Annotated in this window: 22 protein-coding genes and 1 tRNA gene; 10 read left to right on the forward strand and 13 right to left on the reverse strand. The window is 73.6% G+C overall.

The genetic code is table 11. The features are described from left to right. Nucleotides 1–1,400 precede the first annotated feature (1,400 nt). Together HIR71_RS09710 and HIR71_RS09715 are read right to left on the reverse strand one after the other, a co-directional pair. Nucleotides 1,401–1,473, reverse strand: a tRNA-Arg gene (locus tag HIR71_RS09710). Nucleotides 1,474–1,607: 134 nt separating this feature from the next. After that, a complete protein-coding gene (locus tag HIR71_RS09715) occupies nucleotides 1,608–2,183 on the reverse strand; it encodes a hypothetical protein (protein WP_169324867.1) in 576 nt (191 codons plus the stop codon). A 223-nt stretch (nucleotides 2,184–2,406) separates the two neighbouring features. Between HIR71_RS09715 and HIR71_RS09720 the strand changes: the two genes are divergently transcribed. After that, nucleotides 2,407–2,637: a hypothetical protein gene (locus HIR71_RS09720; RefSeq protein WP_169324868.1), complete on the forward strand. Its 231-nt coding sequence runs from the start codon at nucleotides 2,407–2,409 to the stop codon at nucleotides 2,635–2,637. A 21-nt stretch (nucleotides 2,638–2,658) separates the two neighbouring features. On the opposite strand, the gene HIR71_RS09725 is transcribed toward HIR71_RS09720, so the two are convergent. Continuing rightward, nucleotides 2,659–3,420 (reverse strand): DUF1353 domain-containing protein, encoded by a 762-nt coding sequence (locus HIR71_RS09725; protein WP_169324869.1) that lies wholly within the window; start codon nucleotides 3,418–3,420, stop codon nucleotides 2,659–2,661. 73 nt (nucleotides 3,421–3,493) lie between these two features. After that, complete coding sequence (locus HIR71_RS09730) at nucleotides 3,494–4,729, reverse strand: CAP domain-containing protein (RefSeq protein ID WP_169324870.1); 1,236 nt, start codon at nucleotides 4,727–4,729, stop codon at nucleotides 3,494–3,496. Between the two features lie 230 nt (nucleotides 4,730–4,959). On the opposite strand from HIR71_RS09730, the gene HIR71_RS09735 reads away from it, so the two are divergent. The 7 genes from HIR71_RS09735 (at nucleotide 4,960) to HIR71_RS09765 (ending at nucleotide 11,146) form a co-directional block, all read left to right on the forward strand. Then, complete coding sequence (locus HIR71_RS09735) at nucleotides 4,960–5,436, forward strand: OsmC family protein (RefSeq protein WP_169324871.1); 477 nt, start codon at nucleotides 4,960–4,962, stop codon at nucleotides 5,434–5,436. Nucleotides 5,437–5,441: 5 nt separating this feature from the next. Further along, entirely contained in the window at nucleotides 5,442–6,281 is an 840-nt protein-coding gene (locus HIR71_RS09740; protein WP_211374013.1) for a hypothetical protein, read from the forward strand. A 60-nt stretch (nucleotides 6,282–6,341) separates the two neighbouring features. Then, nucleotides 6,342–6,887, forward strand: a complete 546-nt coding sequence (locus tag HIR71_RS09745; RefSeq protein ID WP_169324872.1) for an SRPBCC family protein — start codon at nucleotides 6,342–6,344, stop codon at nucleotides 6,885–6,887. Between the two features lie 76 nt (nucleotides 6,888–6,963). Then, nucleotides 6,964–7,857, forward strand: a complete 894-nt coding sequence (gene ddaH, locus HIR71_RS09750) for a dimethylargininase (protein WP_396031342.1) — start codon at nucleotides 6,964–6,966, stop codon at nucleotides 7,855–7,857. Then, the gene (gene rocD / locus HIR71_RS09755) at nucleotides 7,854–9,110 is read left to right on the forward strand and encodes an ornithine--oxo-acid transaminase (protein WP_169324874.1); all 1,257 of its coding nucleotides are present in this window, start codon (nucleotides 7,854–7,856) and stop codon (nucleotides 9,108–9,110) included. The genes ddaH and rocD overlap by 4 nt, the downstream gene beginning before the upstream one ends. Further along, complete coding sequence (locus HIR71_RS09760; protein ID WP_311836204.1) at nucleotides 9,107–9,619, forward strand: Lrp/AsnC family transcriptional regulator; 513 nt, start codon at nucleotides 9,107–9,109, stop codon at nucleotides 9,617–9,619. Before rocD ends, HIR71_RS09760 begins: the two co-directional genes overlap by 4 nt. A 150-nt stretch (nucleotides 9,620–9,769) precedes the next feature. Then, nucleotides 9,770–11,146, forward strand: coding sequence for an MBL fold metallo-hydrolase (locus tag HIR71_RS09765; RefSeq protein WP_169324876.1), 1,377 nt, complete (start codon nucleotides 9,770–9,772; stop codon nucleotides 11,144–11,146). A gap of 110 nt (nucleotides 11,147–11,256) precedes the next feature. Here HIR71_RS09765 and HIR71_RS09770 read toward each other — a convergent pair whose 3' ends face one another. Continuing rightward, on the reverse strand, nucleotides 11,257–11,553 hold the full coding sequence (locus HIR71_RS09770; protein ID WP_169324877.1) for a hypothetical protein: 297 nt from the start codon (nucleotides 11,551–11,553) through the stop codon (nucleotides 11,257–11,259). Then, the gene (locus HIR71_RS09775; protein WP_169324878.1) at nucleotides 11,550–11,822 is read right to left on the reverse strand and encodes an SHOCT domain-containing protein; all 273 of its coding nucleotides are present in this window, start codon (nucleotides 11,820–11,822) and stop codon (nucleotides 11,550–11,552) included. The genes HIR71_RS09770 and HIR71_RS09775 overlap by 4 nt, the downstream gene beginning before the upstream one ends. A 285-nt stretch (nucleotides 11,823–12,107) precedes the next feature. Between HIR71_RS09775 and HIR71_RS09780 the strand changes: the two genes are divergently transcribed. After that, nucleotides 12,108–13,079 carry a universal stress protein gene (locus HIR71_RS09780; protein ID WP_169324879.1) on the forward strand — a complete coding sequence of 324 codons (972 nt, stop codon included), beginning with the start codon at nucleotides 12,108–12,110 and terminating at the stop codon, nucleotides 13,077–13,079. Nucleotides 13,080–13,133: 54 nt separating this feature from the next. Here HIR71_RS09780 and HIR71_RS09785 read toward each other — a convergent pair whose 3' ends face one another. From HIR71_RS09785 to HIR71_RS09795, 3 genes are all read right to left on the reverse strand, one after another. Further along, entirely contained in the window at nucleotides 13,134–13,991 is an 858-nt protein-coding gene (locus HIR71_RS09785) for an ABC transporter permease (RefSeq protein WP_169324880.1), read from the reverse strand. Beyond that, on the reverse strand, nucleotides 13,988–14,992 hold the full coding sequence (locus HIR71_RS09790) for an ATP-binding cassette domain-containing protein (protein ID WP_169324881.1): 1,005 nt from the start codon (nucleotides 14,990–14,992) through the stop codon (nucleotides 13,988–13,990). The genes HIR71_RS09785 and HIR71_RS09790 overlap by 4 nt, the downstream gene beginning before the upstream one ends. A gap of 87 nt (nucleotides 14,993–15,079) precedes the next feature. Continuing rightward, complete coding sequence (locus tag HIR71_RS09795; protein WP_169324930.1) at nucleotides 15,080–15,586, reverse strand: HNH endonuclease; 507 nt, start codon at nucleotides 15,584–15,586, stop codon at nucleotides 15,080–15,082. Nucleotides 15,587–15,801: 215 nt separating this feature from the next. On the opposite strand from HIR71_RS09795, the gene HIR71_RS09800 reads away from it, so the two are divergent. After that, nucleotides 15,802–16,677 carry a LysR family transcriptional regulator gene (locus HIR71_RS09800; protein WP_169324882.1) on the forward strand — a complete coding sequence of 292 codons (876 nt, stop codon included), beginning with the start codon at nucleotides 15,802–15,804 and terminating at the stop codon, nucleotides 16,675–16,677. Here HIR71_RS09800 and HIR71_RS09805 read toward each other — a convergent pair. The 4 genes from HIR71_RS09805 to HIR71_RS09820 are packed head-to-tail and all read right to left on the reverse strand — an operon-like array spanning nucleotide 16,638 to nucleotide 21,065. Next, the gene (locus HIR71_RS09805; protein ID WP_169324883.1) at nucleotides 16,638–17,714 is read right to left on the reverse strand and encodes an LLM class flavin-dependent oxidoreductase; all 1,077 of its coding nucleotides are present in this window, start codon (nucleotides 17,712–17,714) and stop codon (nucleotides 16,638–16,640) included. The genes HIR71_RS09800 and HIR71_RS09805 overlap by 40 nt on opposite strands. After that, nucleotides 17,711–19,075, reverse strand: coding sequence for an O-acetylhomoserine aminocarboxypropyltransferase/cysteine synthase family protein (locus tag HIR71_RS09810; RefSeq protein WP_169324884.1), 1,365 nt, complete (start codon nucleotides 19,073–19,075; stop codon nucleotides 17,711–17,713). Before HIR71_RS09810 ends, HIR71_RS09805 begins: the two co-directional genes overlap by 4 nt. After that, nucleotides 19,072–19,941 (reverse strand): alpha/beta fold hydrolase, encoded by an 870-nt coding sequence (locus tag HIR71_RS09815; RefSeq protein WP_169324885.1) that lies wholly within the window; start codon nucleotides 19,939–19,941, stop codon nucleotides 19,072–19,074. Before HIR71_RS09815 ends, HIR71_RS09810 begins: the two co-directional genes overlap by 4 nt. After that, the gene (locus tag HIR71_RS09820) at nucleotides 19,938–21,065 is read right to left on the reverse strand and encodes an LLM class flavin-dependent oxidoreductase (protein ID WP_169324886.1); all 1,128 of its coding nucleotides are present in this window, start codon (nucleotides 21,063–21,065) and stop codon (nucleotides 19,938–19,940) included. The genes HIR71_RS09815 and HIR71_RS09820 overlap by 4 nt, the downstream gene beginning before the upstream one ends. Nucleotides 21,066–21,112 lie beyond the last annotated feature (47 nt).

Below are 21,112 nucleotides of genomic sequence, written 5' to 3' on the forward strand. Positions count from 1 at the left end.
TCCAGAGCATGGTCACGCTCTTGACGCGAACCCTAAAGGGACACCCACCGCCCGCGACGTCGAACACGTCCTCGTGCTCGACGACGCCAACCCACCTACACCTGATCAGCCACCATGTCGCTCAACAGGTGCAACCTACGGATCTCTGCCCAGTCCTCCATCGCGATCACCCTCCAAGGGTTCAGGAGGGGGTCAAATTTCATCCGTCGCACAGGGGTCAGTTTTCACGCGTCGTCGACAGCTCGGAAGTATCTGGCGGATCACAGCCAAGAATTCCGATTTCTACCTGGACGGCTTCGGACCGGACGGCGTAATGCACCTCTCGATGCACGGCCCTGGTGAGCGACACTCAGCCCATCGATTCCACCTGAAGCTTGACCGCCCGCTGCCCGCCGTCTCGGAGGTGGGCGGGCACGTCGTTGTCCACGGCATACCCCGGCGAGGCCAGCCGTTCAACGGCAAGGAGGTTGCCGACAGCGCGTGGCTCGTGGCTCGCATCCGCTGGCCATGGCACCTACAGCAGCGCAAGTATCGGACTGCCGCGCTCCACCGTAGGCCAGTTCCCGAACCTGACACCAGCTTCCAGCGGGGCGCCCGGCTCGGCACGTTGCTCAAGGTCGGCCGCGCATGGGACGTCGACCTCTTCGCGTCCTACAACGAGCCATACTGGCCACCCATCGGACCGGGCCAACGTGCTCACGGAGACGCCCGACTTGGGCCCCTAAAGAACGATTCGGGAATGTGGCTCACAGGAAGTTCGGCGCATCGCTCGCTAGACATGACGCCCGCCCCTGAGGAGCTCGCTGTACCCCTTCCGCGAGCACACGAGCACGCAAGGCGCATCGTCTGTGCCGGGCTTGATCCGAGGGAGGACTTCTACTGGTTCACGGAGACGATCACTGCCGGAGAACTCATCGACCGGAGTCGCCCGACAATATGAACGTGTGAATTCGAAGCCCCACCCACAGCCGGCCCGCGCCCAGTCGCGCAAGAGCGCCGCCTGCCGTCGATCGCCCAGCCGATCCACGAAATCGATGTCGTTGCGCGCTCGTGGGAGCAGCATGCGCCCCGCCGCGAGCGCTGAGCCATGGGAGGAGCGCACCGGCGCTAGTCGGCAACAGAGCGGCCAGGAGATCCACGCACTCCCATCGTCCGTCAGCTGCTCTTGGTCGAGGGCAGCCCGTTCACGAGCCGTAGGCGGTCGACAGCTCGAGGGGCGCGCGCGGGCCCCTCGGCCGCGCCGCCCGCGCTGCGTCCGTCGAAGTCCGTCCACGTTCTTGACAGGCCGTCCACGTCCTGAGACAAGTCACTGACCACACGCTGACCACGGGCCTATAACGGGCCCTCGCGCCGACGCGCCCAAGTCGCGAAGGAGGCCGCTGATCTGCATCAATACCCCGTGCGCCTGGGCAGATTCGAACTGCCGACACCCGCTTTAGGAGAGCGGTGCTCTATCCCCTGAGCTACAGGCGCGGGACACCCGCCACGACAAGGTCACCAACCCGGCCGAACAGCCCCACGAACTCTCGTCCACCGTGCTGACGAGCGATCAGAGCCTACCGTCCGCCGCCCCGACGCACTCCACCCGGCCGACGCCTCGCGCGCCCTCAGATCTTCACGATCCCGGCCCACGTGTCATACATCCGCCGCAGCGGCCACGGCTCCCCGCGGAGCGCCTTGCTCAGGAGGACGGTGACCACAGTCATCGGCTCCAGGTCGTCGCCCAGCGGGAGGCCGGCGATCACGGGATGGTTCTGGTAGACGTACCCCTTGGTCCGCGACCTCCCGACGGTCCACCTCGACCCCGGCACCGCCTCGAGCAGGCTCTCCCCGAGGTAGCGGGCCAGGCCGTCGATCAGCCAGAGGGTCGAGGCGGAGAACTGCCACCAGTCGTACACGGGCGGGTCGAACCACTCCGGGAGCTGGTCCGGCGGCTCGAGGTCGCCCACCGGCCCCCGGGGACCGGGCTGCCCGAGCGGCGGGGGGACGTACCCCTCCCGCCAGGCGAGCTGCGGGCGCGCCCACTCCCACACCAGGTCCAGCGCGTCGGGGCCGAGGTCGAGCTGCTCCTCGCGCGCCGCGCCGTCGGCCACGACTCGACGCCCGAGCTCCTCCAGCCGTCCGGGCGTGTTCGCCAGGAACAGCTGGAGGAACTGCTTGGCCTCGGCAGCCGACATCGTCACGAAGGTCACCACGACGACAGGCCCCCACCCATGTGCCCACCTTTCCTCGGCCGCGCCGCCACGATCCGGCAGCTGCGAACCGGCTGCCCCAGGAGCACGCTCGCGGGATATCCTTGAACGTACAACTTCGCGCAGCGTGTCTGGGCCCAAAGGCCCATGCATTCTCCGCGAACGCACCCGATCCTCGGATCGATACCCGCACGCACCCACAAGGAGCCGCACCGTGACCACGCAGACCCTCACCTCCCGCGCCACCCCGACGCGTCGCACGGTGGGCGACGTCGTGCGCTGGTATCGCGAGACCCCCGCCCCGCGCTGGGAGGGGTCGGCGGCCGGCAAGGCGCGGTTCGTGCAGTACCTCGTCGTGAGCGGCGTCGCGTGGATCGCCGTCGGCGTCCTGGGCAGCGCTCTGGTCAACCGCCTCGTCCAGGGGATCGCCGCCGTCGCAGGCTGACGCCCCGGTCACGCTCCACCGTCACACCCCGCCGAGCACCGTCGGCCGCACCGGCACGTCCACCTCCGGGTCGACGAACCGCTGCGCGACCCACCCCGCGACGAACAGCACCAGCGCCGCCACGAAGTTCACCGCGAGCACCGGCAGCGCCACCACCAGCACCACCTGCGCCAGCGCGACCGCCCCCGCGAGCGTGCGTCCCCACACCCCCGCGAGTACCACCGGCACCAGCGTCGCGAGCACGCGCAGCCACCACGGGCCCGACATCCCGACCGCCACGTACCCCCACCACACGAGCCCAGCCACGAGCTGCAGCACCAGCAGCACGAACCGCACCCGCGCGAACTCCCAGTAGGACGCGAGCGTCACGCCCGCCCACATGACGTGCGCCCGCAGCCACGGCACGCGCGAGTCGAGCAGCGCCTCGCGGAACAGGTCGTCGAGCGCCCGCCGCTCGGTGAGCTTCTCCCGCCGCGAGTGCCCGGTCGCGCGCACGACGCGCCGTCCGTGGTCGTGCACGACGGCGGCCCTCGTCTGCCGCCCGAACGGCCCCACCAGCGACCACCCCGGCCACGGCACCGAGGCGAGGTCCGTGCGCGAGCCGACGGGGACCGTCGTCGTGCGCCCGTCCCGGGCCGTGTACGTCAGGGGCGCGAGCACGACGAAGTCGCGGTCGCCGACCTGTGCGAGGTCGACCCAGCCGGTGCCCTCCGGGTTGCTCCACGGCTCGCGTCGCGCCGGGTCGCCGGCGGCCGGTGCGGCCGGGGTCGGGTGTGCCGCCACGGGTGCTCCTGGGGTGCGAGGTCGGTCGGGGTCCCAGTATCGGCACAACCGCCGACGCCGTCGCCCGGCCCGATCAGCCGAACCCGACCGCCGCGTACAGCCGGTTGTCCAGCACGGTCGCGCCGACGCGCATCGACGACACGTCCCTCCGTAGCATCTGGGCGTCGTGGCTGGGCGAGTTCGCCCACGCCTGGACGAGCGACGCGGCGCTCGACGGCTGCACGTACCCCACGATGTTGTCGCTCCCGCTGTGCCAGATGCTCCCTGCGAGCGCCATGTCCTCGGCGTGCGCGACCAGCGCGCCCGAGCGCGAGATCGACAGCGCGGGCAGACCGCGCGACTCGCGGTACGCGTTGATCGCGTTGCCGAGGGCGCCGGCGCTGAACTCGGGCACGCTCGCCGACGGCGCGCGTGCCGGCGCCGGAGCCGCGCTCGCCCCGGACGACGTCGCCCGCGGCGCGCGCGACGTCGTCGGCCTCGACCGGGTCGCCGTGGCCGCCGCCCGCTCCGCGGCCACGCGCTCCGCCTCGACACGCTCCGCTTCGACACGCTCCGCCTCGACGCGCGCCGCCTCCGCGGCCTGCCACGCGGCCTCGGCCTCTGCGACCGCCTGCTGCGGTGCCGCGAGCGCCGCGACGGACGCCTCGATCGCGCGGACCGGCGGCGTCGGCTCGGCCGCCACGACCGCCGACGCCGACTCGATCGCCGTCTGCAGCACGGCCAGCGCCTCGGGGCTCGCGTGCGGCGACGCCGCCAGCACGCCGCTCGCCGCCTCGATCGCTGCCGCCGCGCCGGTCAGGGCCTGGTTGCGCTCGGCCAGCGTGACGGCCCACGACGCCGCCGAGTTCTGGCGACGCAGCAGCTCCTGCTCACCCGCGAACGCCGCCGCCTCGGTCCGCGCGACCGCCTCGGCCGCCCGGGCCTGCCGCGCGAGCTCGGCCGTCCGCGCGCCGTCCTGCACGACGGCGATCGCGCCACCGGTCCCGCCCAGCACCAGCGCCCCTGCCACCACGGACACGACGAGGCGCCGACGCACCGCGCCGCCGCGCCCCTCGAGGCCAGGCTCGCGCGCCTGGCCGGCGACCGTACCAGCGGCACCGGCGGAGGTCGGGACGCCCGGGACCCGTGCGACGTCGTCGTCCATCGCGCCGGAGCGCTGGGTGGGGACGGCACCGGGGCGCTGGGTGGGGACTGCACCGGGCCGGGATGCCGCCGGCAGCACGCGGGTCGACGGCGGGGCGTCGGGCGCGGCGTCCGGGTGGGCGCGACCTGCCGCGGGCGCGCGGGTGACCTGTCGGGGATGTGCCATCTCGACCTCGGTGTCCTGGTACGGGTGGGAACACGAACTTTCCAGGGCAGCAGCCCTGCACCCTCATCGGCAAACCCGGGTGCCCGGTTGAGGTGGGATCACCCGAAATCTGACGCACGAAGGTGACGAACGTCGCAGCGGTGCCCGCCGCACGGTGCCCGCCGCGCGGTGCCGGCCGGGGGGCCGCCGCGGCCGAGCCGGCGCGGGACGTGCGTGGCAGGATCGGCGTCATGACCGCCGAGCCCGTCTCCGAGCCCGCCTCCGAGCCCGCCTCCGAGCCCACGCCCGCCCCGGTGACGACCGCGCTGTGGGTCGAGCGCACCGGGACGCGCCGCTTCACGGGTCACAGCTCGCGCGGCGCCGAGGTGCTGATCGGGCCGACCGGGACGGAGGGCGCGTTCTCCCCCGGCGAGCTGCTCAAGATCGCCCTCGCCGCGTGCAGCGGCATGAGCGCGGACGCGAAGCTCGCGCACCGGCTCGGCGACGACTTCGAGGCCACCGTCACGGTCGAGGCCCCGACCCACCCGACCGAGGACCGCTACCCCCACTTCCGCGAGGAGCTCGTCGTGGATCTCTCCGGCCTGGACGTCACCACGCGTGACCGGTTGCTGACCGTCGTGCACCGCGCGATCGAGCAGCACTGCACGGTGGGCCGCACGCTCGAGGCCGGCGCGACCGTCGAGCTCACGGTCACGGGCCCGAGGTGACCCGCATGGCCCCCCTCCGCAGGCCCCGCTCCGGCCAGCACGTCGATCCCGCGCCGCCCCCGACGACGGACGTCACGCACCCGCACCCGGGCCGTACCCCGCTGGTCGACGCCGTGCTCGACAAGGCGGTCACGATCCCGTCGAGCAAGATCCACGAGCACGTCCAGAGCCTGCGCCGACGCAACCCCTACGCCTCCCCCGCGCAGATCATCGCGCTGCTGGAACGCGAGTACATGCTCGTCATCCAGGGGGCGGGCGGTGCCGTCGGCGCCGCGGCGGCCGCGCCGGCCGTCGGGACAGGCGTGGCGACGGTGCTCACCGCGGGCGACGTCGCGGCCTTCTTCGCGTCGTCCGCGGCGTTCGCGCTCGGTGTCGCGAGCGTCCACGGCATCGAGGTGGAGGACGCCGGACGACGCCGCGCGCTGCTCCTCACCACCGTGCTCGGGGAGTCGGGGCTCACGGGCGACGCCGCGGAGATCACCTCGGGCGCGTTCGCCCGGACGCTCCTGACCCGCATGCCGACCTCGACGATCAAGCGCGTGAACCGGACGCTCACGAAGCGGCTGATCCGGCGCCAGGCGATGAAGCAGGGCGCGCTCGCGTTCGGGCGGCTCGCGCCGTTCGGCATCGGGGCCTTCATCGGCGTCACCGGGGCGCGCGCGCTCGGCAAGACCGTGATCGAGGGCGCACGCAAGGCGTTCGGTCCGCCGCCGCAGCGGTTCCCGCAGCTCGTCGAGGTCGTCGAGACGGGCGCCGCGCCCCGTGTCATCCCGTCGTCGAGCGGACCGGTCGGCCCGGACTGGCAGGGCGGCCCGGGCCCCACCACCAACGGCCACCCGCACTGACGTGAGCCGAGGTGACCGCGTGACGCGTCCCCGGAGGTGCTCGGGCGCCGCCGCCGACGCATGACCTCTACCCGTCGCACCGCCACGCGTCGCACGACGCCGTCGACCCCGCGTGACGGCGTCGTCGTCTCGCGCACCCTTCCGCTCCCGGCGGCCGCGGCCTGGGACCTCGTCGCCGATCCCCGTAACCACCCGCGCTGGATCCCGCTCACGCGGGTCGAGGTCCGGGGCGTCCCGCTCGCGGCCGGCTCGCGCGTGGTCGGGATCACGGGCCCGACCGCCCGGCGCGGCGGCACGGGCCTGGTCGACCGCATGGTCGTCGACCGCTTCGACGCCCCCACCGACCGGGCCGACGGCGTGTGCGAGCTGCGCAAGGTGGGGCCCGTGCTGCTGGGCACGGCAGGCGTGCGCGTCACGCCGCTCGGCCACGCGACGAGCCGGGTGACCTGGACCGAGGACGTCCACCTGGCAGGGCCGTTGCCGCGGGCGGTCACGCGCGCGGCCCTCGCACCGGCCCTGGCCGCGATGGTCCGCCTCGCCCTCTGGCGCGCGGCCCGCGAGGTGAGCGACCGCCATCGCGCAATGAATCGCCGCCGAGGCGGCTGACGACGCAACGACTGCACTCACCCGGCGGCATCCTTCGGAGGTGTCAGCCCCCGTAGCCTGAGCGGGACAGCCCATCGTGCGGCGCGCCCACCCCCGCGCGCCCGACCAGGAGGACACCATGCCGGTCGCCACCCCCCGCCACTACCTGATGTGCGAGCCCGTCCACTACACGGTGAGCTACGAGATCAACCCGTGGATGGACGTGACCCGGCACACGGACAGCGGCCTCGCCGTCCGGCAGTGGCGCGTGCTGCGCGACACGTACCTCGAGCTCGGCCACACGGTCGAGACGATCGAGCCGCTCGAGGGCCTGCCCGACATGGTCTACGCCGCGAACGGCGCCACCGTGATCGACGGCGTGGTCTACTCCGCGAAGTTCCGGTACCCCGAGCGCGGCGCCGAGGGCCCCGCGTACCAGAAGTGGTTCGCCGACCGTGGCTACCTCACGCACACCGCGGCGGAGACCAACGAGGGCGAGGGCGACCTGCTGACCGTCGGCAACCTGGTCCTCGCCGGCACAGGCTTCCGCACCGAGCGCGCGTCCCACGCCGAGGCGCAGGAGCTGTTCGGTCTCCCGGTCGTCTCCCTCCAGCTGGTCGACCCGCACTACTACCACCTCGACACCGCCCTCGCCGTGCTGTCGAGCGACCCGGCAGCCCCGCAGATCGCCTACTACCCGCCGGCCTTCTCGGCGGGCTCGCGCAAGGTGCTCGAGCAGCTCTTCCCCGACGCCGTCATCGCCACCTCGGCCGACGCCGCGGCCCTCGGGCTCAACGCGGTCAGCGACGGGCACAACGTCGTCGTCGCGCCCGGCGCGGTCGACCTCGCCGCCGCCCTCCGCGAGCGCGGGTACAACCCGATGCCGGTCGACACGAGCGAGCTCCTCAAGGGCGGCGGCGGCGCGAAGTGCTGCACGCTCGAGATCCGCGGCACCGCAGCGGGCGCCGGCGAGACGGGCGCGACGGCATGACCCCCGGCGCCCTGCGGACCCCCGGGGCTGCGGCCCTGCGGACCGTGCATGCTGCGGCCGCCGGGCCGGCGAGCGACGCCGTCGGCGGCCACCTCGCCCACAACTACCACCCGCTGCCCCTCACGCTCGTCGCGGGCGAGGGCGCGTGGGTGCGTGACACGGACGGCCGCGAGTACCTCGACATGCTGGCGGGCTACTCGGCGCTCAACTTCGGGCACCGGCACCCGGCGCTGGTCGCGGCGGCGCACGCGCAGCTCGACCGGATCACGCTGACGTCGCGCGCGTTCGACCACGACCTGCTCGAGCCGTTCGCCGACCGCCTTGCCGCGCTCACCGGCACCGAGATGGTGCTGCCGATGAACACCGGCGCCGAGGCGGTCGAGACCGCGATCAAGGCGGCCCGCAAGTGGGGCTACGACGTCAGGGGCGTGCCCGCCGACCAGGCGACGATCGTCGTCATGGACGGCAACTTCCACGGCCGCACCACGACGGTCGTCTCCTTCTCCACCGACGACGACGCACGCCTGGGCTTCGGTCCGTACACGCCGGGCTTCCGCGTGGTCCCGTTCGGCGACGCGGACGCGCTGCGGGCCGCGATGGACGAGACGACCGTCGCCGTGCTGATCGAGCCGATCCAGGGCGAGTCCGGCGTCATCATGCCGCCCGAGGGGTACCTCGCCGCGGTGCGGACCGCGTGCGACGAGGCGGGTGCGCTGCTCATCGCCGACGAGATCCAGTCGGGTCTCGGCCGGACGGGTACGACGTTCGCGTGCGAGCTCTGGGGCGTGACGCCCGACCTCATGACGCTCGGCAAGGCGCTCGGCGGCGGGATCCTGCCGGTGTCCGCCGTCGTGGGGCGGGCCGACGTGCTCGGGGTGCTGACCGCCGGGACGCACGGGTCGACGTTCGGCGGGAACCCCTTCGCGTGCGCGGTCGGGCTGGCGGTGATCGAGCTGCTCGAGACCGGCGAGTTCCAGGCACGTGCACGTGAGCTCGGCGCGCACCTCGCCGACCGGCTCGACGCCCTGGTGGCGGACGGACTCCTGGTGGCCCGGCGAGGGGCTGGGCTGTGGGCCGGCATCGACGTCGACCCTGCGCGGATGACCGGCCGGGAGCTGTGCGAACGACTCATGGAGCGGCGCGTGCTCGCGAAGGACACGCACGGCTCGACGATCCGGCTCGCGCCGCCGCTCATGATCAGCGCGGCGGACCTGGGATGGGGCCTCGACCAGCTCGCCGACGCGCTGCGGTGACGGACGCCGACGCCGCGGGCCCCGACGCGGCTGCGGGTGGTCCCGGCTCGCCCCTCGACCCGCTCGACGCGGCCATCGTGCGCGAGCTCGCGGTGGACGCGCGGGCGAGCTACGCGGAGATCGGCTCGGTCGTCTCGTTGTCCGCCCCGGCGGTCAAGCGCCGGGTCGACCGCCTGCGCGAGCGCGGGATCATCCGCGGCTTCACCGTGCGGCTGGATCCGGGCGCGCTGGGTTGGCACACCGAGGCGTACGTCGAGGTGTTCTGCATCGGGTCGACGAGCCCGGCCAGGATGCGGGCCGCCGTCGAGCGCCATCCCGAGGTGATCTCGGCGAGCACGGTGACCGGCGAGGTCGACCTCCTGCTGCACGTGCGTGCCCGGGACATGCGTCACCTCGAGCGGGTGATCGAGCGGATCAACGCCGAGTCGTTCGTGGCCCGGACGAGGTCGACGATCGTCCTCTCGGCGCTGGTCCGGCGGCCGGACGTGCAGGCCGTCCCGGAGGCTTGAGCCACTCACGACGCGCGTCCTCGCCGCCGGTCGTATACCCTGGGGGGTATCGGATCCCTGTCGCGGAGCCGAGCCGATGACCCCCGGTCCCGACCGCGCAGCCCGCTGCTGACCAGCCCACTCCTCACCCAGCTCCCGGAGGGACTGCTGATGGCCACGACGATCCTCACGATCGAGACGCCCTCGCTGGGCGACCGCAGCTACCTGGCGCACGACGGCGAGGTCGCCTTCGTCGTCGACCCGCAGCGCGACATCGACCGCGTCCTCGACGAGGCCGCACGGGCGGGCGTGCGGATCACCCACGTCTTCGAGACCCACCTCCACAACGACTACGTCACCGGGGGCTATGCCCTGGCGCAGGAGACCGGGGCGAGCTACTTCGTCAACGGGGAGGACGAGGTCTCCTTCCAGCGGACACCGATCCTCGACGGCCAGGCGGTCGAGGTCAGCCCTACCATGCGGGTGCGGGCGATCCACACCCCGGGCCACACCTTCACCCACCTGTCCTACGTGCTGGAGGGCCGCGAACCGGCGGTGTTCTCCGGCGGCTCGCTGCTGTTCGGCTCGACCGGCCGCCCCGACCTGCTCGGTGAGGCCCACACCGACGACCTGGCCCGTCACCAGTACCGCTCCGCCCGCAGGCTCGCGGCCGAGCTGAGCGACGAGACGAGTGTGATGCCCACCCACGGCTTCGGGTCCTTCTGCGCCGCCACCTCCGCGGGCGCGGACGCCACCGCCTCCACCATCGGGCAGGAGCGGCTCATCAACCCGGTGATGTCGCAGGACGAGGAGGACTTCGTCGCCGCCACCCTCGCCGGCCTGGACGCCTATCCCGCCTACTACGTGCACATGGGCCCGGCCAACGCGGCCGGCCCGAGCGCCGGCGACCTGTCCGAGCCCGAGCGGGCGGACAAGGAGCAGATCCGCCGCCGCCTCGAGGCCGGGGAGTGGCTGGTGGACCTGCGCACCCGCACCGCCTTCGCCGCGGGACACGTCCCCGGGACGTTCAACTTCGGCCTCGACGGGCAGTTCGCCACGTACCTCGGCTGGCTGATCCCCTGGGGCTCGCCGGTCACGCTGCTCGCAGAGTCCCCCGAGCAGATCGCCGAGGCACAGCGGGAGCTGGGCCGGATCGGGATCGACCGGCCGGCCGCGGCCGCCACCGGCCGACCCGAGGAGTGGACCGACGGCCCGCTCGCCACGCTGCCCAGCGCCAGGTTCGCCGACCTCGCCCAGGTCCGCCATCACAGGTCCGTCACCGTGCTGGACGTGCGCAGGGTCGGCGAGTGGCGCGAGGCCCACATCGACGGCGCCGTGCACATCCCCCTCCACGACGTCGTGACCGGCATGGAGCAGGTGCCCGAGGGCGAGGTGTGGGTGCACTGCGCGTCCGGCTACCGGGCCTCGATCGCAGCGTCCCTGATCGCTGCCACGGGTCGGCACGTGGTCGTGGTCGACGACAGCTTCGACCTCTCGGCCCGGGCCGCCGGACTGCCCGTCGTCGCCGAGGCACCGGCCTCCGCCTGACACGCAGCATGGCGAGAAGTCCTCGCCCGGCGTCCTGGAACGCCAGGCCCGCGGAGCCGGCGGCGTCGCCGCTCACCCGGTGTCGGTGACGAACAGCTCGCCCAGCCACATCACCGATCCATCATCGAGCCGTTCCCCTGCTCGTCCATCATCGAGTCGGTCCCCTGCTCGTCCATCATCGAGTCGGTCCCCTGCTCGTCCATCATCGAGCCGTTCCCCTGCTCGTCCATCATCGAGCCGCAGCGGGCGTGCTCGCTCATCATCGAGCCGTACGAGAAGCTGGCAGGACCGTTGGAGGCCATCGATCCCGAGGCTCCGGCACCCTGCAGCACCATCCACAGCCCCGACCCGAGCAGCGCCGCCGTCGCGACCAACGGGATCCACCAGGACCTCCCCGCGCGCGTCATCGTGCCGCGTCCCGACCACTCGTTCGGCCGGAAGCGAGGTTGACCCGCATCACCTGGTAGGTGTCCGCGTCGATCTCGCCTACGGCGTACCGGCGGTCGAGGATCTGCTCGGCAGTCTCGGCGCCCGTCAGACGGTCACGGTCGTCCTCACGCCGCCTGCTGGGCAGTGCCTGCACGATCAGCCACGCGACCAGTGCGACGAGGGCCACCCAGAAGACGATCATGGCGATCCAGCCGCCCGCACCCATCCCCCATCCGTATCCCATCATCGTGAAACCCCTCCGTCGCTCGTGTGGTGCTGACAACCCGATCCTGCGTGCCGCTCCTTGAGCGGACCGCGTGCGTTGGCTCAAGATCTGCTCAAGGCCGCTGCGTCCGGCGTCCAGGACCGCGTCCCACGCCCCGAGCGCGAGGGTGCCCGCGTGCGGGGGTACACCGGTGGGACAAGTCAGCCCCAGGTCGAGGTAAAGACTTCGGGACGATGTCCCCCTCCCCGCGGCGATTTCGAGGCACACTGGGCGTGGACGGATCCGGTACGAGCGGGAGGTACGGCCATGACTCGCGAAGATGTGGTGCTCGTCGGGCTGGACGGGTCCGCACCGAGCCTGCACGCGCTGGACTGGGCAGCCGCCGAGGCGACCACCCATGGGCTCACCCTGCAGATCGTCTGTTCCTACGCCCTCCCGTCCTTCACCGCCGCGTCGCTCGACGGCGGGTACGCCGCCCTCGACGACACCGCGATCCAGGAGGGCGCCAAGGCGGTGCTCGCCGAGGCGCAGGAACGCGCCGACGCACGCGGCGTGCGGTCGACCGCCTCCGTCGCGACCGGCGATGCGGCCGGGGTGCTCGTGGAGATGTCGCGCAGCGCACGGCTCGCTGTCGTGGGGACCCGCGGACGTGGCGGGTTCGCCGACCGGCTGCTCGGGACCGTCTCCTCCGCGCTCCCCGCGCACGCGTACTGCCCCACCGTCGTCGTGCCGCTGCGCGCGCAGAGCACGGGTGACGAGCTGGCCCTGCCCGAGCCGAGGCCGGTCCGGCGCATCGTCGTCGGGGTCGACGGGTCACCCGCCGCCGACCTCGCGCTGCGCCGCGCGATCCGTGAGGCGAAGGCATGGGGGGCCGAGCTCACCGCCGTCGCCGGCGTGCCCATCGGGGCGAGCGCGGGCGCCCTCGCCTGGCTACCCGCGGCGATCGACCACGAGGCCGTGCTGCGCGACGTCGCCGAGGGGCTCGACGTAGTCGTCGAGCGCGCGCTCATCGACCTGCCCGGGGTCGAGGTCAAGCGGCATGTGCTTGACGGCACCGGCGCGGCTCTTCTCACCGAGTTCTCGACGGCGACCGATCTCATCGTGGTCGGATCGCGCGGTCGGGGCGGGTTCGCCGGGCTGCTCCTGGGCTCCACGAGCCAGGCGGTGCTGCACCACTCCGCCTGCCCGGTCATGGTCGTGACCCAGCGCTGCGCGGACGACGAGACGCCTCACACCGGGCGCGTCAGCGGTGTCGGCGACCTCCATCCGGAGGTCTGAGCCTCACCGCCTCGGTGTGAGGGTGGCGCTACCCAGGGGCCCCGCCGCCTGACCTCAGTTGCGGTTGCGGTAGATCCGCATCGTGATCGGCGCGAGCACGGCCGTGAGCACCGCCGAGGCGACGAGCACCCAGACGACCTCCGACGTGCTCGCGGTCCCCGCCATGAGGCCACGGGTCGCCGTCACCAGGTGGCTGACCGGGTTCACGCCGACCCAGGACTGGAGCCAGCCCGGCATCGTCGACGGGTCCACGAACACGTTGCTCGCGAACGTCAGCGGCATCAGGACCATCATGCTGACGCCCATGACCGCGTTCGGGCTGCGCATGACCAGCCCGAGGATCGTGAAGATCCAGCTGAGCGAGAACGAGAACACGAGCAGGAGCAGGACCGCGAGCACGACGCCCACGACGCCGCCGTCGGGCCGGAAGCCGAGGATCAGGCCGAGCCCGATGGTCATCACGGAGGCGACCGAGTAGCGGACCGTGTCGCCGAGCAGCGCGCCGACGATCGGGGCGGGCCGCCAGATCGGCAGCGACCGGAACCGGTCGAAGACGCCCTTCGAGATGTCGGTGTTCAGCGTGAAGCCGGTGTACACCGTGATGATCAGGACGCTCTGGACGAGGATCCCCGGCAGCAGGTACTGCAGGTACGACCGCGGGTCGCCGGCCAGCGCGCCCCCGAAGAGGTACGTGAACATCAGCGTGAAGATGACGGGGGTCAGCGTCGCGTCGAACAGCTGCTCGGGGACGTGCTTGATCTTGAGCAGCGCGCGCCAGCCGAACGTCAGGGCCGCGCCCAGCGAGCCGGGTCGCGACGGGCGCTCGTCGAGCGCGAGCGCGGCGCGGAGCGGGTTCAGCCCCGGATCCGTGCGGGCAGGCGTCACGCCGGTGCGTGCGGGTGAGGTGGTCATGCCACGGCCTCGTTCGTCTCCGTCTCGACGTCGTCGGACGTCTCCGGCTCGGTGGGGCGGCCCGTGAGGGCGAGGAACACCTCGTCCAGGCTCGGCTGACCGAGCGAGAACTCGGCGACCATGATGCGCGCCTCGTGGAGCGCGGGCAGGAGTCGCGAGGCCCGTTCGGTGCCGTCGTCGGCCACACGGGCCGACAGCGCGTACGGGTCCGACGCCAGGGTCACCGGAGCGTCGAGCGTCTGGGCGATGATGCGCTCGGCCGCCGGGCGGTCCGTGGAGTCGGCGAGCCGGACGTGGACCGCGCCGGACCCGACCGACGCCTTGAGCTCGACCGACGTGCCCTCGGCGATCACCTTGCCGTGATCGATCACGGACATCCGGTCCGCCAGCTGGTCCGCCTCCTCCAGGTACTGCGTCGTGAGGAGCACCGTGGCGCCGTCGTCCACGAGGACGCGGACGATGTCCCACACCTGGTTCCGGCTGCGCGGGTCCAGGCCCGTCGTCGGCTCGTCGAGGAAGAGCACCCGGGGGCTGATCACGATGCTTGCGGCGAGGTCGATCCGCCGCCGCATGCCGCCCGAGTACGTCTTGACCTGCCGCCCGCCCGCGTCGCCCAGGTCGAACGCCTCGAGCAGCGACCGCGCGCGGGCGTACGAGGCGGCCCTGGAGAACCCGTAGAGACGCGCGAGCATGACGAGGTTCTCGGTTCCCGTCAGGTCCTCGTCGACCGACGCGTACTGCCCGGTCAGCCCGACGAGCCCGCGGACCGTGTCGGCCTCCCGGATGACGTCGTGCCCCAGCACGCGGGCCGAACCGGCGTCCGGGCGCAGCAGGGTGGCCAGCATGCGCACCGCCGTCGTCTTGCCCGCTCCGTTGGGCCCCAGCAGCCCGTAGACCGTGCCCTCGGGCACCTCGATGTCGACGCCGTCGACGGCGCGTGTCTCCTTGAAGTGCTTGACGAGGCCACGGGCCTCGATGGCCAGCTCCTGCTGATTCGGCATTGCTCGATACTCCCCTGCGCCACTGACATCGCCAACAGCTTTTCGCGGGCGATCCGACGCGCTGGGCGCCGGTCCGAGCTCGTCGCCCTACGCCACCAGGTACGGCGACCAGCTCGGTTCGGCCTTGGCCGTCGCGGCCAGGAGGGCGGCGGCGCCGCGTGGGGCGCGCGGCGTGGAGTCCAGCCGCCACCCGATCTCCGCGAGCAGCCGGTCCGCCTTGCGGTGGTTGCAGCGGCTGCACGCCGCGACGACGTTGGTCCACTCGTGCCGCCCACCGCGCGAGCGCGGCAGCACGTGGTCCACGGTGTCGGCGGCGCCACCGCAGTACGCGCACCGGTAGCCGTCGCGCTGCAGGACGGTCCGGCGGGTCGGGGGCACCGTGCGGCGGTGCGGCACGTGCACGTACCGGGTGAGGCACAGCACGAGCGGTACGGGAACGGCCGTCCGCTCCGAGTGGAGCAGCCGGCCGTCGGTCTCGAGCACGGTGGCTTTACCCGTGAGCACGAGCACGACGGCGCGATGGACGCTGACCACGCACAGGGGCTCGAGGCTGGCGTTGAGCAGCAGCGTCCGTCGAGGGGGCGCCGCCGGCATCAGCACGTCGATCTCCTGACCACATCACGGGCCCGGCTGGCTGGCCGGACCCGACAGGGAGGTGCAAGCCCGCCCAGCGTAACCGCACCGAAGACCGTGAAACACACGAGAGCCGCGGTGGCAGGACCGGGCGTCCCGCTCGAGGGCTCCCACGCCAGGAGGTTCCGAGGAGCCGCCCTGGCGGGTGCCGTCCGACGGCTTCCTATACTCGCTGGGTGTCCGCCACCCTCGACATCGCCCCGTTGCGCAGCCTCGTCGCCGTGGCGGACTGCGGCGGGTTCGGGCGGGCGGCGGACGCGCTCCACCTCAGCCAGTCGGCCGTGAGCCAGCACGTCCGGCGGCTCGAGCGCGTCGTCGGGAAGCCCGTCGTCGTCCGCCGCGGCCGCGGCACGGAGTTCACTCCCGCGGGCATCGAGCTGCTGGCCCACGCGCGGCTCATCCTCGCAGCGCACGACGGCGCGCTCCTGCGCCTCGTCGGCGGCCCACGGCGGATCGTGCTCGGGTCGACGGAGCACGGCGCCCAGGAGCTGCTGCCCGTGGTCGCCGGGGCGCTGGTGGACGAGCTGGACGCCGTCGTGACCTACCGGCTCGACAAGGGCGCCGGGCTCACCGAGGGCCTCGCGTCCGGCCAGGTCGACGTCGCGCTGCTGCTCGGAGCGCCGCGCTCGCCCGAGGACGGCCGGGTCGCCGCCGACCTGCCGTTGCACTGGGTGCGCGCGGCCGGGGCGCCGGAACCCGAACCGGGCGCGCCCGTGCCCCTCGTCGCGCTCGACGAGCCGTGCCTCATCCGCGAGTGGGCCGTGGGCACGCTCCGGCGCGCGGGCCGGACCGCGGACGTCCAGGTGTCGAGCGCGAGCCTGTCCGGGGTGCTCCTGGCCGTGCGTGGCGGCCTCGGGGTCGCCGCGCTCGTGACGAGCGGGCCGCTGCCCGACGGCCTCGAGCGCTGCACCTCGCTCCCCCCGCTCGAGGCGGTGCCCCTGCGTGCGCGCGCGGCGGCGGGCGGCGGCCGGGCGCAGGACGTCGTCGTGCGCGCGGTCGCCGCCCACCTCGCTCAGACCCCCGCGGCGACCGCCGTCCCGCGCGGCGCCTGAGCCGCCGCGGCACCCCGCACCAGCGGGAACACCTGCTCCGCGATCCGCTCCAGCTCGGTGTCCAGCGGCGAGGACTGGATGAGCACGAGGTCGAGGCCGGCCTCGGCGTACGCGTGCAGCTTCTCCGCGACCTGCTCGGCCGTGCCGACGAGGTCCGGGCGCAGGCCGCGCGTGCCGACCGAGTACTCGCGCAGGCTCACCGCCGTCTCGAGCTGCGAGTGCTGGACGAACTCCTGGTAGGACGCGTAGCCCGGGCTGCCCGCGCCCGGTGCGGCGGTGATCCGCTCGAGCTCGGCCGCGGCCTCGGCCTCGGTGTCACGCACGATGACGTACGCGGCCATCCCGAACTCGGCGAACGGCTCGCGCCCGAGCTGCTCGCGGCGGCGCCGCATCTCCGCGGTCTTCGTGCGGATCTCGTCCACCGTGCCCCCGTGCATGACGTAGGAGTCGGCGAACCGCGCGATGGACGCCTTGCCCCCGTCGCTCTCGCCGCCCGCCCAGAGCGTGGGGCGACGGCGCGGCTTCGGCGACAGCACGGCGTCGTGCACCTCGTAGTGGTCGCCCACGTAGGTGAACGGCGTCCGGCGCCACAGCCCGTCGACGACGTCGACCCACTCCTCCGTGCGGACGTACCGCTCGTCGTGCACGCCGAAGGTGCCGCCGTACTGGCGTGCCTCCTCCTGCCACCACGCCGAGACCACGTTGAGCGCGATCCGCCCGCCGCTGATCTCGTCGAGGGTCGCGGCCCGCTTGGCCGCGACGGCCGGCAGGTGGAAGCCCGGCCGGACCGCGACCATGATCTCGACCTGCTCGGTCACGGCGGCGATGGCGGCGGCGAGCTCCCACGCCTCGAGGCTGGGCGCGTCGATGCCCTTGCGGTCGTTGAGGTAGAGCTCGGGCACGAGCGTGATGTCGTACCCGAGGCGGTCCGCGAGCTGCGACACGTGGCGCACGTAGTCCCAGGTCGCGGGCATGCCCTCGTCCCCCACGTTGCGCAGGAAACCGCCGTAGATCGGCGTCCAGTAGCCCAGTCTCATCGTGCTTCTCCGATCGTGGCGGGGGTTCGTGCAGGTGCGAGGGCAGGTGCGCGCGCAGGCTCGCGGGCGTCGGGGCGCACGTGCGAGGCCGCGACCGCCGCGGTGAGGTCGGCGACGAGGTCCGCGACCGACTCGAGGCCGACGGAGAGCCGGACCGTCGACGGCCGCACGCCGGCGGCGGCCTGGTCGGCCGGCTCGAGGTGGCTGTGCGTGGTCGTCGCGGGGTGGATCGCGAGCGAGCGGACGTCGCCGATGTTCGCGACGTGGCTGAACAGCCGCAGACCGTCGACGACGGCGCGCGCCTGCTCCGCTCCCCCGGCGACGTCGAAGGCGAGCACCGCGCCCGCGCCACGCGGCAGGTACCGCTGCGCGAGCGCGTGCCACGGGCTCGACGTGAGCCCGGCGTAGTGCACCGCCTCGATCCCCGGCAGGCCCTCGAGCACCCGGGCGATCTCGAGCGTCGACGCGACCTGCCGCTCGACGCGCACGTCGAGCGTCTCGACGCCCTGGAGCAGCAGGAAGCTGGTGAAGGGCGTCGAGGACGGGCCGAGGTCGTGCAGGTAGCGCGTCCGGACGAGCGCCGCGTACGCGCCGCCCTCGGCGCCGAACCGGTCCCAGAGCACGAGCCCCCCGTAGCGGCGGTAGGGCGCCGTGAGGCGCGGCCACCTCGCCGGCTCGGCGCCGAAGTCGAACGTCCCGCCGTCGACGACGATGCCGCCGAGCGCCGTGCCGTGACCGCCGAGGAGCTTCGTCGTCGAGTGCACGACGACGTCGGCGCCGTGCTCGATCGGCCGCAGCAGGTACGGCGAGGCCAGCGTGCTGTCGACGACCAGCGGCACGCCGGCGTCGTGCGCGATGCCCGCGACGAGCTCCACGTCGAGGACGTCCCCGCGCGGGTTCCCGATGCTCTCGGCGAAGAACGCCCGCGTCCGCGGCTCGACGGCTCGCCGCCACGCGTCCTCGTCGTCCGGGTCCACGAACGTGGTGCGGATCCCGAGGTCGGCGAACGTCTCGTCGAGCAGGTCGAAGGTGCCGCCGTACAGCGAGGTCGCGGCGACCACGTGGTCACCGGCGCCCGCGAGCGCGAGCAGCGCGAGCGCCACCGCGGACTGGCCCGACGCCGTCGCGACCGCGGCGACCCCGCCCTCGAGGGCCGCGAGCCGCTGCTCGAGCACGGCCGACGTCGGGTTGCCCGTGCGCGAGTAGAGGTTGCCGGGGGTCGTCAGGGAGAAGATGCCCTCGGCGTGGTCCGTGTCGTCGAAGGTGTACGCGGCCGTCTGGTAGATCGGGGTCGCGCGGGCGCGCTGGGCGCTGTCCGGCCCGGCCCCGCTGTGCACCTGGCGGGTCGCGAAGCCGGTCATCGTCCGGCCGCCTGCACGAGACCCCGGCCGAGGTCCTGCACGAGCTCCTGGCCGAGATCCTGGCCGAGGTCGACGGGCTGCAGGAGCGGCCCGCCGGGCGCGGCGCCCGGCGCGGCGACCCGCGACCCGCGCAGGTCCTCGAGGAACTGGACGACAGCCGCGGCGACGCTGCGGTGCGCCGCGTCGTTCAGCACGTCGTGGACGCCGCCGCGCACCGCGAGCACCGACGCGGCGGGCCACGACCGCACCGCGCCCACGACGGCGTCGACCGGGCTCAGCGGGTCCGCCGCGCCGTGCAGCACGAGCGCGGGCAGCCCGACGCGCCACGCCCCGGCCGCCTCGGCCCACCGACGAGCCGCTGCCGACGTGCGGCGCAGCTCGTCCGCCCGGTCGCCGGCCGTCGACTCCCAGACGCCGCGGTGCACCGGGCACGTGGTGCGCGACGCGACGACGTCGGCGTCGGCCGGCGCGGGGCGCCCGTCGCCGACGACCGCGCCGGCGAGGACGAGGCCGTCCGGGACGACCCGACCCGTGACGACGGACTCCACCGCCGCACCGGCCGAGGCGTCCGCGGCGACCACGACGACCGGGCCCACGAGCGGGGCGTCGAGGCCGGCCCATGCCGCCTCGAGCGCGGCGGCGTCGTCGGGCACCTCCAGGAGCACCTCGACCTGGTAGCCGTCCCCGCTGAGCCGGCGCCCGAGCCGCGCGTAGTGCTGCGGTCCCTCGCCCCGCCCGGGGAGCACGACGACGGTCCCGCGGACAGCCGCCTGCGGCGCCCACGACGTCGGGACGGGCCGGTTCACCGCGTCGACCACAGCGTCGGTCACGGCGTCGGACACGGCGTCCGTCACGGCGGCGCTCATGCGACACCCACCGAGGCGGCCAGGCCGGCGACGGACGCGGCCTCACGCGCCGCCGCACCGGCCCGCAGCCGGGGCACGAGCTCCTCGCCCCACTCGCGGACGTCCTGCAGCGGGTCGAACCCGCGGATGAGGAACCGGGTGACACCCAGGTCGTGGTACCGCAGCAGCGCCTCGGCCACCTGCTCGGCCGTGCCGACCGGCGCGGTCGAGTTGCCGCCCGGACCGGTCAGCCGGGTGATGCCCAGCCACAGCCGCTCGTCGTGCACCTCGTCCTGGGCTGCCGCCTCCTGGAGCCGCTGCGCCGAGACGGGCGCGCCGTCGCCGGCTGAGCGTGAGCGGAACCAGCCGGCCTGCCCGGGTGCACCGACGCGCTCCGCGGTCGCGGCGGCGATCCGCCGCGCCTTGTCCCAGGCGGCGTCCTCGGTCTGCGCCACGATCGGGCGCAGCGAGACGGAGAGCTCGACCTCCCGGCCGAGCTCGGCCGCGCGGGCCCGGATCAGGGCGATGCGCTCCGCGGTCGGGGCGAGCGGCTCGCCGAAGAGCATGAACGTGTCGGCGTGCCGCGCCCCGACCTCGACGGCCTCGGGCGACTGCCCGCCGAAGAAGATCGGCACGGGCGCGTGCGGCTTGACCGCGCTGAACGCGCCCTCGTAGCGGTAGAACTCGCCCTCGTGGTCGAACGGCTCGTCGGAGGTGAGCGTGCGCCGGAGCACCTCGATGAACTCGCCGGTGCGGCGGTAGCGCGCGGGCTTGTCCGAGAAGTCGCCCTCGCGCCGCTGGTCGGCGTCGCTCCCGCCCGAGATGTGGTGGATCGCGACGCGGCCCGGGCCGTGCAGGTTCTCGAGCGTCGCGAGCTTGCGTGCGGCCAGGACGGGCTCGACGAAGCCGGGGCGGTGCGCGAGCAGGACTCCCAGCCGCTCGGTGCTCGCGAGCACGTGGGCCCCGAGCGCGAAGCCGTCGGGCGCGGACGCCGAGTAGCCGATCAGCGTCCGGTCGAAGCCCGCCTCCTCGTGGGCGCGCGCGAAGGCCCGCAGGAAGGCCGGGTCGACGATCGGCCGCTGGTCCCAGCCGAGCGACTCGGACCCGTTCTGCGGTGCGACCATGCCGAGGATCTGGATGCTCATGGTTCTCTCCTTGGGTGGGGCTGTCAGGGTGGGGCTGTCAGGGTGGG

This window comes from Cellulomonas fimi, assembly GCF_012952065.1.
Taxonomy (GTDB): domain Bacteria; phylum Actinomycetota; class Actinomycetes; order Actinomycetales; family Cellulomonadaceae; genus Pengzhenrongella; species Pengzhenrongella fimi_A.